The organism is Corynebacterium sp., from assembly GCF_052107835.1.
Classification (GTDB): domain Bacteria; phylum Actinomycetota; class Actinomycetes; order Mycobacteriales; family Mycobacteriaceae; genus Corynebacterium.
Map to the genome: position 1 here is coordinate 1 of NZ_JBQEDF010000006.1, position 12029 is coordinate 12029.

General features: G+C 66.8%; 14 protein-coding genes. 6 read left to right on the forward strand and 8 right to left on the reverse strand.

All coding sequences use genetic code 11. The annotated features are described in order from the left end of the window. Positions 1-154 precede the first annotated feature (154 nt). On the forward strand, positions 155-1027 hold the full coding sequence (locus ACTIL2_RS02430; protein WP_442335863.1) for an NADPH-dependent F420 reductase: 873 nt from the start codon (positions 155-157) through the stop codon (positions 1025-1027). Here the strand turns inward: ACTIL2_RS02430 and ACTIL2_RS02435 are convergent. Further along, positions 1002-1409, reverse strand: coding sequence for a type II toxin-antitoxin system HicB family antitoxin (locus tag ACTIL2_RS02435; RefSeq protein WP_442335864.1), 408 nt, complete (start codon positions 1407-1409; stop codon positions 1002-1004). The two genes, ACTIL2_RS02430 and ACTIL2_RS02435, sit on opposite strands and share 26 nt — an antisense overlap. Before the next feature lie 69 nt (positions 1410-1478). Between ACTIL2_RS02435 and ACTIL2_RS02440 the strand changes: the two genes are divergently transcribed. Genes ACTIL2_RS02440 through ACTIL2_RS02460 form a run of 5 tightly spaced genes read left to right on the forward strand, consistent with a single transcriptional unit; the run spans position 1479 to position 4699 of the window. After that, positions 1479-2291 carry an aminoglycoside adenylyltransferase domain-containing protein gene (locus ACTIL2_RS02440; RefSeq protein WP_442335865.1) on the forward strand — a complete coding sequence of 271 codons (813 nt, stop codon included), beginning with the start codon at positions 1479-1481 and terminating at the stop codon, positions 2289-2291. Positions 2292-2320: 29 nt separating this feature from the next. Continuing rightward, positions 2321-3049, forward strand: coding sequence for a helix-turn-helix domain-containing protein (locus tag ACTIL2_RS02445; protein WP_442335866.1), 729 nt, complete (start codon positions 2321-2323; stop codon positions 3047-3049). 47 nt (positions 3050-3096) lie between these two features. Next, positions 3097-3993 (forward strand): hypothetical protein, encoded by an 897-nt coding sequence (locus tag ACTIL2_RS02450; RefSeq protein ID WP_442335867.1) that lies wholly within the window; start codon positions 3097-3099, stop codon positions 3991-3993. Between the two features lie 28 nt (positions 3994-4021). After that, entirely contained in the window at positions 4022-4300 is a 279-nt protein-coding gene (locus tag ACTIL2_RS02455) for a type II toxin-antitoxin system Phd/YefM family antitoxin (RefSeq protein ID WP_442335868.1), read from the forward strand. A 3-nt stretch (positions 4301-4303) separates the two neighbouring features. Continuing rightward, entirely contained in the window at positions 4304-4699 is a 396-nt protein-coding gene (locus ACTIL2_RS02460) for a type II toxin-antitoxin system VapC family toxin (RefSeq protein WP_442335869.1), read from the forward strand. Here ACTIL2_RS02460 and ACTIL2_RS02465 read toward each other — a convergent pair whose 3' ends face one another. The 7 genes from ACTIL2_RS02465 to ACTIL2_RS02495 all read right to left on the reverse strand — a co-directional run bounded on the left by ACTIL2_RS02465 (position 4700) and on the right by ACTIL2_RS02495 (position 11946). Next, complete coding sequence (locus ACTIL2_RS02465; RefSeq protein WP_442335870.1) at positions 4700-6232, reverse strand: carboxylesterase/lipase family protein; 1533 nt, start codon at positions 6230-6232, stop codon at positions 4700-4702. Next, positions 6229-7272 carry a cyclase family protein gene (locus ACTIL2_RS02470; protein ID WP_442335871.1) on the reverse strand — a complete coding sequence of 348 codons (1044 nt, stop codon included), beginning with the start codon at positions 7270-7272 and terminating at the stop codon, positions 6229-6231. The genes ACTIL2_RS02465 and ACTIL2_RS02470 overlap by 4 nt, the downstream gene beginning before the upstream one ends. Before the next feature lie 10 nt (positions 7273-7282). Then, entirely contained in the window at positions 7283-7729 is a 447-nt protein-coding gene (locus ACTIL2_RS02475) for a GNAT family N-acetyltransferase (protein WP_442335872.1), read from the reverse strand. A gap of 259 nt (positions 7730-7988) precedes the next feature. Further along, positions 7989-8789: an ABC transporter ATP-binding protein gene (locus tag ACTIL2_RS02480; RefSeq protein WP_442335873.1), complete on the reverse strand. Its 801-nt coding sequence runs from the start codon at positions 8787-8789 to the stop codon at positions 7989-7991. Beyond that, on the reverse strand, positions 8786-9853 hold the full coding sequence (locus ACTIL2_RS02485; protein WP_442335874.1) for a FecCD family ABC transporter permease: 1068 nt from the start codon (positions 9851-9853) through the stop codon (positions 8786-8788). The genes ACTIL2_RS02480 and ACTIL2_RS02485 overlap by 4 nt, the downstream gene beginning before the upstream one ends. Further along, on the reverse strand, positions 9850-10890 hold the full coding sequence (locus ACTIL2_RS02490; protein WP_442335875.1) for a FecCD family ABC transporter permease: 1041 nt from the start codon (positions 10888-10890) through the stop codon (positions 9850-9852). The genes ACTIL2_RS02485 and ACTIL2_RS02490 overlap by 4 nt, the downstream gene beginning before the upstream one ends. 12 nt (positions 10891-10902) lie before the next feature. Continuing rightward, positions 10903-11946, reverse strand: coding sequence for an iron-siderophore ABC transporter substrate-binding protein (locus ACTIL2_RS02495; RefSeq protein ID WP_442335876.1), 1044 nt, complete (start codon positions 11944-11946; stop codon positions 10903-10905). Positions 11947-12029: the final 83 nt, after the last annotated feature.

Here is a 12029-nt window from a genome sequence, read left to right on the forward strand (position 1 = left end):
GATATCGCGGTGCATCAGCAGGTCCTCGGAACAGCCCTGGACGAACCAGAGGTACTTGACGCGTTACGCACGCTCAATCGGGTTGTCACTGACGGACTGAGAGAACTCAACTAGGCAACCCGGCCCGTCTCAGAAAGCCCTGAAGACCCCTGCGGTGCAACGACTCCAGGATCCGGATTTCACGCCACAGAACAGGCCATTCTGCAGCCGTTACTGCTACCACCACCGGCGCCTTCCCTCCACCTCCAGGGAATCCCCACGGGCCCGAACGGGTTACACCACCGGCAACCGGAACAACCGGCCCAGCACGACCAACAAGGAGAGCATCATGGGCACCATCGGAATCATCGGGTCAGGACTCATCGGGGCAACCGTCGCACGACTGGCGGTGCAGGGCGGACACAACGTGGTAGTCAGCAACTCGCGCGGACCCGAGACGCTGCTGCCGCTGGTCGCAGCGCTCGGCCCCGGAGCCCGCGCCGCAACCGCCGAGGATGCGACGAAGGACGGGGACCTGGTGGTCGTCAGCGTCCCGCTCGGTGCACTGGCCGACATCCCGGTCGAGCCGCTCAAGGGCAAGACCGTGATCGACACGTCCAACTACTACGAGCAGCGGGACGGGCTCATCGACTCGCTCGATGCCCGCACGATCACCACCACCCAGATCCTGCAGGACCACCTGCCCGATTCCCACGTGGTCAAGGCGTTCAACAACATCAACTTCGCGCACCTCGGCGAACTGAACCGCCCCGCCGGCGACCCGGAGCGGACGTCGTTGGTCATCGCTGGCGATGATGCGGAGGCCAAGGCCGAGGTCATCACCTTCCTCGACGACATCGGCTACAACTCCTTCGATGCCGGAGAACTGTCCGAGGGACGCCGCTTCGACAACGGTCAGCCCGCTTACGGTAAGCCCTACATCTCACCCGGCTTCCAGCCCACGTCCCTGCTGAACATGGGCCCGGGCCACGCCGCGACCGATGATGAACTCCGTGAGGCCCTCAATGCTGCGGAGTTGCCTGCCTGACACCTCCCGCAGCCGCCGCAAGCTTCTGGGCCTGCTGGTAACTGACACCAAGCAGGGTTCCGATGTCGCGGTAGGTCAGGCCGCGCTGAGACAACTCGCTGACTGCGGACTGCAGTGTCGCCGTAGCTTCGGCCTGCATTTTGCGCGCCTCGTCCCGTAGGTCGGCCGCCGCGCTGGCTCTCTGCGCCGTCTCCCCTTCCGGGACGACATCCACGGTGGCCTCCGCCGGATTTGTGGTGATCTCGGGGAAGAGTGCCAGGGCGTCCCGGACCATCGCCGGGATCTGATCGAGGCGCCGGGTCTGAGTGAACAGCCCCGGCACCTCGTCCACGGTGACTGTCCACCACCCGGATTCACGGACCGCACGAGCGGTTACATTCATGATGATGACGTTAATCTTCGTGGGGCGACGTTTCTAGTCGCCTCCTGGCGATTAATGTAGCCTGCGCCTATGAACACGCTGCCCACGGAGGTCGAACACGCTGTGTCGTCCTACCTGGCGTCAGCCGACCGGCTACTGCCAGGCGCCGTCACCGATCTCGCCGTTGTCGGTTCCACTGCACTCGGCGCGTACCGCCCTGGCGCGAGCGACATCGACCTGGTCGCCGTCCTCGACGATTCTTGGCGAGGACGCCGCGGTCTCCTCCCTCGACTCCGTCTGCTGCACCTGTCGCAGCTGTCACGCCTTTTCGGACGCATCGTCCGCGGCAAAGGGGTATCCGCAACATGCAATACGGCCTACATCTGGGGCAGTGAGCGAACACTCCCGGTGACGCAGATTCGTCCCGCGGGATCGCATGTCGGCGAGATCTTCAATGCGAACGACGCCTTCGACGTGAACCCCGCCATGTGGAACCAGCTGGCCGCCGACGGGATCGTGGTCCGCGGAAAGGCGGTTGCGGACTGGGGCATCGACCAGGAACCGGAGAAACTGCAGCCGTGGACGAGGCAGAACCTGCACGACTACTGGACTCCATTGGCAGAGAAGGTCACCCACGGTCGTCTCCCGTTACTCGCCGGACGCGTTGAGTGGTCTCTGTTGGGACCGGCCCGGATGCACGCCACTCTGACCACTGGGAAGGTCATCAGTAAGGATGCCGCGGGCGAATATGCGCTGGAGAGGTTCCCGGAGCATGCACCTATCCTCCACGTCGGGCTCGGGCACCTGCGCGGGGAGGACATCCCATCGAACCCGCCACGCGGTCACTGGCGGGAGCTGACGGTCGCCGCGATGAAGGACCTCATCAACGACGCTGTGGGATGATTGCCTGACCACGGCACAGGGAGGTGGCAATGGCAGTGGCCGGCTACACGAGACAACGCGGCACACTCACCGGCGCCACACTGTGGCGCGCAGAGTCACCGACCGCGCAACGACGCATCACCCCGGACGGGGTAATGGACCTGATGTGGTTCCGGGAACGCCTCGTTGTCGCCGGTGCCGACACCCGGACAATGATCGCCGACACCCGCCCCGGTGAACCGACCTGGGGAATCCAACTCGCGCCCGGCGTGGCACATACGCTGCTCGGCCTGCCCGTACGGGAGCTAACCGACCAGCGGGTCGAGTTGTCGGATATCGTCACCGTGCCCGGCGCGTCCACCAGCGACATCGAACACATCGCCTCGGATAATAGCGCCATCCCCACTGCCCTTGAACAGGTCTTCGCCACACTGTGGACCGCAGCGGATCCCGACCTTACGACGCTGCGCCTGGCGTCGTCCCTTGACCGTGCCGCCCGGAACCGGCTGACGGTCCGGGAGACAACTGTCCACCACAACATCTCAGAACGCACTCTGCGTAGGGTCAGCGACGACCTTTTTGGCTACGGCCCGAACATGCTCACGCAGATCCACCGCTTCAACCAGGCGCTCACCCTGCTGCGTACGGGCACACCGATCAGCGAGGCGGCCATGTCTGCGGGGTACTCGGACCACGCTCACCTCACCCGCGAATGCCGCCGTTTCGCCGGGCAACCGCCGTCCGAACTCGCGGGAGGGGCACCGGAACAGGCATCCTGACCGATTTCTTCAAGACCCAACCGGCCCCGCCTGGAATGCTGATCAGCATGAGTATTGATCGCCACAGAGCAGCCACATTCATGGCGTCCCAGGCCCGCGTCCTCGACCGACGACGCTTCGAGGTCATCACCACTGACAGCGACGCGGCACGTAAGGCCATCATCACGGGGCTCGACGCCCACCGGAACTCCGACGGCGGGTACGGCTGGGGGTTGGAACCCGACCTCCGCGCCCAGGAGAGCCAACCCGCCGGAGCGCTTCACGCCTTCGAGGCTCTGGTCACCGCGGGGCCGTTGACCTCACCACATACTGGCGGACTAATGGACTGGCTGGAGAGGGTAAGTCTCCCGGACGGCGGGCTCCCCTTCTCTCTGCCGGTGAGCGATCCTACCGGCTGCGCGCCATTCTGGGTTGCCGACGACACCCCGTCGGAATTCTCGCTGCAGATCACCGCCGCTATCACCGCTCAGGCACACCGAGTCGCCCGGTTCGACGCAGCCGTCCGAACCCACCCCTGGCTGCAAACGGCGACGCGCTACTGTTTCGACGCAATCCGGTCACTGGACGAGGCCCCGTTCGCATACGTACTCTCTTTTTCCCTCCAGATGCTCGACGCCGCCTCAGACACCCACCCCGAAGCGCACGAGCTGCTCAGACACGTAGGTCAGTTCGTCCCCGCAGACGGAGCAGCTCCGGTCACTGGCGGCGCCGACGGAGAAACGCTGTACCTCCTCGACTACGCGCCCGAACCCGACCGCCCCGTCCGGAACCTCCTTGACCCAGATGCTGTGGCAGACGACCTGGATCGGCTGGAGCAGGGGCAGCTCCCGGACGGTGGGTGGGCAGTGGACTTCGAGAGCTACTCCGAGGCGGCTGCCCTGGAGTGGAGGGGACGCGCGACTGTCGCGGCAGTCGGGATCCTACGTTCACACGGGCGGGCCTAAAGTCAGACAAATGTAGAACATTTGAGCCATGAGTACCGTCAGCAAGCGCGAACTCAACCAGCACACCGCAGCCACACTTAACCAGGTCACCGACGACGATGACGTCATCATCACCGAGCACGGCAAACCCCGGTGGCGGGTCACCCGGTACCGGGCACAGGAAACCACGTTAGAGCGCCTGGAACGCCAGGGGCTGTACACTCCACCTTCCGGCAATCCCCCGCCATGGCCGGAGGACACGGGTGGTCCCACCTACACCAGTGAGGAAATCGATGCCCTCATCGAGGACATGAAGGGCGACCACTGACCCGTGCCCCTCATCTACCTTGATTCTTCGGTCGCCTTGCGCACCGTGCTCGGCACACCAGAGCGGCGCCGACTCCAATTGTGGCTAAGAGAGCCCGACAGACGTTTCGTCGCATCCCGTCTCTTCCACACCGAACTCATTCGGATTCTCAGGAGGGAGGGCATCGATCTTCGCAAAGCTGAACCACTGTTCGCTCGGATTGGCCTGATCGACATCACCCCGGAAACGCACGTTGTCGCCGAGTCGATTGAACAGCACACAACGTCGCTGGACGCACTTCATCTGGCCACGGCCAAGCTCATCGGAGAGCCGATCACGGTGGCGACCCACGACAGGAACATGGCGTCGGCAGCCGAACACATGGGGCTGGCGGTCACCGACCCCGTCGTCGAGCCGTAGCTACTCCATCCCGGCGACCCCCGCCGTCACCACGTAGGACGCCGGGTCGAGGTGGCTGCCGTCCGCATCGTAGACGCGGGCCTGCTGCAGCCCGGCGTCCTCCACCGTCGGCCAGTCGAGTCCGCCGTCGGTAATGAACCGGACCCAGTCTCCGTGCATCGCATCGGCGAGCTCCTGTGACGGGGACGATCCGAGGACCTGCCCCACACCCGGTGCGTCCAACAGGTCGAAGGAGTACGGGACGTCGGAGCAGTGCGGGCTGAGGTTGCCGCGCTCGATCCGGCCGTTGAAGTCGTAGAGCCATGTCCCGGCACTACCTCCCGCACGCCGGTGGGCGTCCGCCGTCCGCAGCGCACCGGCGGCGAACATCATCTCGGTGACGGCCTGCCCCTGGGCGAATTGGTCGCCAATCAGATCGATCTCGGCACCGAACCTCTCAAGCGCAGCGTCCGAAAGCCCAGCGTCCCGCAGATCAGACACCACATCGGCACGGGGACGCGGCGACGGGACGGGGAACTCATTGCGTGCCCTCCCGATCAGTAGTGGTACCTCCGCGCCCTGTCCGGACGCCAGGCCCTCACTCACCGGAGCCGTGAGAACCTCACCGTCGATTGCCGGCGCCCACTCCAGCGACAGCGGGACCGGCATCCCTGCCCGCATTCCCTGCACCGCCGCCGCCAGATCGATCGGCTTTGGCGGGTCGAACAGGCTCACCCCTCCGTAGGCCTTGCCCACACGCTCGACATCGAGGATCTGGTCCTCGGTGAGCGAGCGCCACCCGTCCAGCGTCGGCGGGATTCCGAGCGAGTCGGCGAGCATGCGGGACGCCCTGGCCACTTCGTCAGCGTCGATGTCGTTGATCGCCGCCGACTGGGCGATTACTCCGTGGAACAGGCCCTGTGCCCGCGGGGATGCGAGCAGCTGCAGGACGGAGGTTCCTCCGGCACTCTGCCCGCCGATCGTCACCCGGTCCGGGTCACCGCCGAAGGAGGCAATGTTGTCCTGTACCCACTCCAATGCGGTGACCTGGTCGAGGAAACCACGGTTCAGACCACTGTCACCGCCGCTGCCGTGCTGCCCTGTCCACCCGAAGCCGTCGAATCCCAGCCGGTAGGAGACGGCGACGGTGACGACACCGTCCCGGTTGAACGCCCGGCCGTCGTACCAGGGGCTGGACGGCGTGCCTGACAAATACGCCCCGCCGTGGATCCACACGAACACGGGCAGTTTCGCATCCCTGTCCCCGGGTACAGGGGTGAACACATTGACGTTGAGCGTGTCATCACCGGGGATGGTGGGCTCGGGGATGGTCGGGGTCTCCGAGAAGGGACGGCGCTGCGGCGTGGAGCCCGGTGCCGTGGCGTCCAGGACGCCGTCCCAGTCACCACGACGCACCGGAGGAGCGAAGCGGCGCTCCCCTGTCGGGGGCTCGGCGAAGGGTATCCCCAGGAAAGCTGCGGAGTCTCCCCGCCAGATCCCCCGGACGCGACCTGCTGGTGTCTCTACGGTTTCGGTGTGGCTGGTATCGGTCATGACTGCCAGTCTGCCAGCCGGGACACCATCTCGAACCGCACGCACACCACCTGAGTGTCGTCGCCAATGGTCAGGCCCGGGTACTCGGCGCGGAACTCCCGGGACGTCCAGAACTCCTCGTGCCCGCTCCTCCACTCGACAGCATCCCGGAAACCCTCACCCTCACCGCGGGCATGCTTCCCTGTGACCTCGTCCAAGCGGCACACTGCCACATCCGTCTTCACGATCACGCAGACCGGTGCCCCGCCGGAATCGACCACCACCTCCTTGTCACCCGCCTGCGGCAGTGTGTCGCCATCCTGCCTGTACTCCAGAAGCAGGGACGACGTCGTGGTCTTCCGTCCGTCGAGGATCGCCCCCACCAATTCGTCGCGCAGTTGCCCCGGGAACGCGTACTCGCCGATCGTCCAGGTGGGAGGCGTACTGGCAACCGCCCTGACCGGCGAGCCGTCGCCGCCCGCCACCGGCAGTGGCAGGGCGGTGAACTCCACCCTGCCCGGCAGCTCCGTGAGTCCCCGCAGATTCTCGATGATCAGGCGGTCACCACCGAGGAGCAGGTCATGCACCGGCAGGACATCGGCGTCGACGGGATCGGGACTGATCGTATCCATGCCGAGCACATGCATTCCGGCGTCGACCAGAACCTCGCACGCTTCCGCGCCCAGCACGGGATGGCCGGGGTAGCGTCCTGTCCCCCAGTACCGGTCCCAGCCGGTGGCGATCAGGACGATCCGGGCCCCCTGCAGATCCACGTCACCGAGGTGCCCGGGCGTGATCTCTTCCCCGGACTGCAGCTCGGGGAGGTGCAGAATGACGGCATCGCCGGTGAGCTCCCCCGGCAGCACCCGATCAATCGTCCGACCGCCGGGGATGGTGTGGGAAGGTGCGTCCACGTGTGTCCCCGAATGTGTCCCGAGGTGCAGATCACGCACCGCGCAGCCGTCGGAGGCAATCGTCAGCGCATCCTCGACCTGCACCTCCGGGTCCCCGGGGAACACCGGCATACCCGTGGCGATCGGGTGCGTGAGGTCGTGGTTCATGGCGGTGGGTCTAGGCCTCCGGACCGAGGTCCTTCACGAAGCGGAGTCCCGTCGCCTCCCAGCCGAGGTGCAGGTAGAACACGTGGGTCTCCTCCCGGTGGGTGCTTGAGGTCAGGACCATCTTCCCCGCCCCCCGCACCCGGGCCCAGCGCTCGAAGACCCCGATGAGTCGCTGCCCGACCCCCTGTCCCCGTGCCTCCTCGTCGACAACGATCGCCGACAGTCGCGCCACGGGCTTCTCCAGCTCGATGTGCCAGCTGAGCTGCCCGGCGAGCTGACCGATCAGACGATCACCGTCCTCACCCCCACCGTCGGCAACCCAGCAGCAGATCTCGGGTGCCTGCAGGAACCGACCGATGCGTGACCGGATGCCTTCCTGCCCCGCCGGGTAGCCGAGCTGGTCGAGCAGGGGCAGGACGCCCTGCGCGTCATCGACGGTCAGTGGCCGGATCTCCATGGGCCCGAGGCTACAGCACCCGGTGACGTCCGATCGGCAGTACCAGAGGTGTGCCGGACACTGGCATCCCAGTGACGATCGGCTGCGTCAGGTCGTGGGTCATGCGACCGAGTCTAGGCTGCAGAGGATATTCACACCGGCTGCGATTTCCACATAGTGAGACATGCAGTTCAGGGTGTTTTATGGGCTTCGGAAAAATCGGCGGCGGTGTGATAATCCGGCGGACAGCCGACCAACCTCCCCAGGAGTACGGCGGTTCCTACAGCACCCGGTGACGTCCGATCGGCAGTACCAGCGGTGTGCCGGACACCGGGTCGTCGATGATCCGCGAGCGCAGTCCGAACACCTTCTCCACCCGTTCCTCGGTGAAGATCTCCGAGGGCACGCCCTGGGCTTCGACACCACCGTCGGCGATCATCACGATCTGGTCGCAGTAGCGCGCCGCCAGGTTCAGGTCGTGCAGCACCATGGCGATGGTGATCCCGGAGGACGCGTTCAGGTCCGTGAGCAGGTCCAGGACCTCGACCTGGTGGGAGACGTCCAGGAACGTCGTCGGCTCGTCCAGCAGCATCAGGTCGGTCTGCTGCGCCAGTGCCATGGCGATCCACACGCGCTGGCGCTGGCCACCGGACAACTCGTCCACCGACCGGTCCGCCAGTTCAGCCGTCCCGGTGGTGTCCAGGGCGAAGGCCACCGCCTCGTCATCCGCCGACGACCAGCGGGACATGATCCCCTGGTGCGGGTGCCGACCACGTCCCACCAGGTCCGCGACGGTGATGCCCTCCGGCGCGATCGGCGACTGCGGCAGCAGGCCGAGCGTGCGCGCCAGCTCCTTCGCCGGCATCGAATGGACGTCCTTCCCGTCCAGCAGCACACTGCCCGCCGTGGGCTTGAGCAGCCGCGACATCGACTTCAGCAGCGTGGATTTTCCGCAAGCGTTCGCACCGATGATGCCGGTGACCTTCCCGGGGAGCACGGAGAGGTCGATCCCCGTGATCACGTCATGGTCGCCGTAGCCCAGCGACAGGCCAGAGGCGTTGAGGGCGTGGTCGGTTGTCACAGAGAGCCTCCTGCGCGGTTCGTGCGGATGATGAGGTAGATCAGGTAGGGGGCGCCGAGCACGCCGGTGACCACACCGACCGGGTAGCGGGCGTCGAACAGCCACTGCCCGGCGAAGTCGGCGACGAGGACGAGCAGGGCGCCGACCAGCGCGGCCGGGACCAGCAGGTTCGTCCCCTGCCCCACCAGCCGGGCGGCGATCGGACCCGACAGGAAGGCCACGAAGGCGATCGGTCCTGCTGCCGCGGTGGCGAAGGCGATGAGCCCGACGGCGGCGACGACCAGGATCAGCCGGGTCCTCGAGACCCGCACGCCGAGTGCTTCGGCGGTGTCGTCGCCGAGCTGGGTGATCGCCAGGTTGCGCCACTGTGCCAGCAGCACCGGAGTCAGCACGACGACGGCGACGAGCACCAGGCGGACGTCGCCCCAGGAGGCGTTGTTCAGGCTGCCGGTCAGCCACCGCATCGCCTCCTGCGTGTCCCAGGTCTGGGCCGTGGACAGCTGCCAGTTCGTGAGGCTGGTCAGGATCGCCGACACCCCGATCCCCACCAGGATCAGCCGTGTTCCGGCGACCCCGCCCTTCCACGCCAGGGCGAACACCAGGACGGCGACCGCCAGCGCGGCGGCGATCGCGAAGGCGGAGGTCGCGGCACTGCTCAGCGACAGGGTCAGGATGGAGAACACGGCCGCCGCCGAGGCAGCGGAGCTGATGCCGATGATGTCCGGGCTGGCCAGCGGGTTGCGCAGCATCGTCTGGAAGACCACACCACCCAGGCCGAAGGCCAGGCCGCACGCCAGCGCCAGCGACGCCCGCGGCAGGCGGAGGTTGCCGACGGTGTAGGACGCCCCGGGCACCTGATCACCCACAATTACACGCCACACGTCGCCCAGCTGGTAGAACGTGTGCCCGAAGCACAGGGACAGCAGGTAGGAGGCGGTGACGAGGACGGTGAGGACACCGATGACCGTCCACCAGCGTCGGTGGCGCCCACGGCGCTCGGCCGCGACGGCGGCGACCGTGCCGGCCGTTGCCCCGGGAGTGGTCGTGGAGGTCGGGAGGCTCACAGTGCACGCACCTTCTGACGTCGGACGATGGCGATGAACACGGGCGCACCGATGAGTGCGGTGAGGATCCCGACCTCCAGTTCGGACGGCCGGGCGACGATCCGCCCCAGGATGTCGGCGGCGACGAGCAGGGCTGCCCCGGAGACCGCGGAGAACGGGATGAGCCAGCGGTGGTCCACCCCGATCAGCAGGCGGCAGGCGTGCGGGACGACCAGGCCGATGAAGCCGATGGGGCCGGTGACCGCGGTGACCGCACCACAGAGGATGACGGCGCCGAGTGCCGCGGCCACCCTGGTCAGCGCCACGTTCTGCCCCAGTCCGGCGGCGAGTTCATCACCGAGGGCCAGGGAGTTCAGGCCGCGCGCGGAGAGCATGCAGATCAGGAACCCCACGACGAGGAACGGTGCGACGAGCCGGATGGAGTCCCACGTCCCGCCGCCGACCCCGCCGATCTGCCAGTCGCGGGCGATGTCGACGAGGTCGGCGCGGGTGAGGGTGATGGCGCTGATGAAGGAGGTCAGGGCCGCGGCCGTCGCCGAACCCGCCAGAGCGAGCTTCAGCGGCGTGGCGCCCCCGTGCCCCAGTGAGCCGATGACGTAGACGAAGACGGCGGTCACGGCCGCGCCGACCATCGCCAACCAGATGTACTCGCTGGCCGAGGACAGCCCCAGGTAGGCCATGCCCAGGACCACGGCGAGGGCCGCACCGGTGTTGACCCCGAGGATACCGGGATCGGCCAGGGGGTTGCGGGTCACGCCCTGCATCACGGCGCCGGTCACACCCAGCGCCGCCCCGGCGACGACCGCCAGGACGGTGCGGGGGATGCGGGTGGCCACGGACGCCTGGTCGAAGCCCTCCGCGGAGCCCCCGTAGGCGGCCAGGATGTCGCCCAGCCCCACATTGCGTGAGCCGATCGCGGTGGACAACGCCATCACCACCAGCAGCACCGCCACGGCCACGATCAGCCAGATGGTGCGCAGCGTGGTGGAACGCCGCAGCCGCTCCGCGGTCGTTTCCGCGGTGGTGGTGTCGTTCATCGGGGCGTCAGATTACTCGTTCTCGGCCTTCTGGGCAGCGTCGGAGAGCTCCGCGACGTAGTCGTCGAGGATGTAGGGGACGCCCAGCGGGGTGGGCATCGCGGCGGTGCCGAGTTCGTCGTCCTCCAGCAGGACGACGGCGTCGTTGGCGATCGCCGGGATCTGGCCGAGCAGCGGGTGGTCCTTCATGGTGTCGAGCATCTCCTGGTCACCGTAGGTGACGATGATGTCGACGTCCTCGAAGACGTCCGCCTGCTCTGCACTGATGGTGCCGCTGAAGTCCGGGTTCTCCTCGGAGAACTCCGTGATGGAGTCCGGTGCCTCCATGCCGAGGTCCTCGAAGAACTTCGGGCGGGCGTCGTGGGTGGTGTAGAAGCTGACCTCGGCGAGGTCGGACGGATCGACGTGGGTCAGGAACATCGTCTTCTTGCCCTTGATCTCGGGGTTGTCGTCCGCCGCCGTGGCGATCTGGTCCTCGAGGTTGGTGATGAGCTCATTGCCCTCGTCCTCCTTGCCGAGGGCCTTGGACTCGATCTCGATGTTCTCGCGCCAGGTCGTGCCCCAGCCCACCTGGTCCTCCGGGTAGGGGACGGTGGGGGCGATCTGGGTGAGCTGGTCGTAGTCCTCCTTGGAGAGGTCGGAGTAGCCGGCGAGGATCACGTCCGGGGCGGTGTCGGAGACGGCCTCGAAGTCGATGCCGTCGGTCTCGTCGAACAGGACGGGCTCGTCGTCGCCGGTGGCGCCGAGTTCATCGAGCTTCTCCTGGACCCACGGCAGGATCGGGGATCCGCCGAAGTTCGCTTCCGCCATACCGACCGGCACCACTCCGAGTGCCAGCGGGACCTCCTGGTTCTCGAACTGGACGGTGGCGACGCGTTCGGGCGTCTCCGGGATCTCGGTCTCGCCGAAGGCGTGCTCGATGGTGATGGGACCACCCGAGGACGCTCCGTCGTCACCTCCGTCGCCTCCGTCGTCGGAGGAGCAGGATGTCAGGACGAGGCCGAACACCGCCACCAGGGAGAGAAGCAGCGTCCGGGGACGCACAGAGCGGGCCATGGGGTCTTACCTTTCGACAGGGGAGAGCATTCTCAGCGTTTAGGCATGCCTGTCAAAAATAGCCCTAACCCATACCTACCCGC

What these genes read in the sequence shown, in the direction of transcription:
- ACTIL2_RS02435 (WP_442335864.1), bottom strand. Translation starts at nt 1,409, where the DNA reads ATGAATGTAACCGCTCGTGCGGTCCGTGAATCCGGGTGGTGGACAGTC.
- ACTIL2_RS02440 (WP_442335865.1), top strand. Translation starts at nt 1,479, where the DNA reads ATGAACACGCTGCCCACGGAGGTCGAACACGCTGTGTCGTCCTACCTG.
- ACTIL2_RS02445 (WP_442335866.1), top strand. Translation starts at nt 2,321, where the DNA reads ATGGCAGTGGCCGGCTACACGAGACAACGCGGCACACTCACCGGCGCC.
- ACTIL2_RS02450 (WP_442335867.1), top strand. Translation starts at nt 3,097, where the DNA reads ATGAGTATTGATCGCCACAGAGCAGCCACATTCATGGCGTCCCAGGCC.
- ACTIL2_RS02455 (WP_442335868.1), top strand. Translation starts at nt 4,022, where the DNA reads ATGAGTACCGTCAGCAAGCGCGAACTCAACCAGCACACCGCAGCCACA.
- ACTIL2_RS02465 (WP_442335870.1), bottom strand. Translation starts at nt 6,232, where the DNA reads ATGACCGATACCAGCCACACCGAAACCGTAGAGACACCAGCAGGTCGC.
- ACTIL2_RS02470 (WP_442335871.1), bottom strand. Translation starts at nt 7,272, where the DNA reads ATGAACCACGACCTCACGCACCCGATCGCCACGGGTATGCCGGTGTTC.
- ACTIL2_RS02475 (WP_442335872.1), bottom strand. Translation starts at nt 7,729, where the DNA reads ATGGAGATCCGGCCACTGACCGTCGATGACGCGCAGGGCGTCCTGCCC.
- ACTIL2_RS02490 (WP_442335875.1), bottom strand. Translation starts at nt 10,890, where the DNA reads ATGAACGACACCACCACCGCGGAAACGACCGCGGAGCGGCTGCGGCGT.
- ACTIL2_RS02495 (WP_442335876.1), bottom strand. Translation starts at nt 11,946, where the DNA reads ATGGCCCGCTCTGTGCGTCCCCGGACGCTGCTTCTCTCCCTGGTGGCG.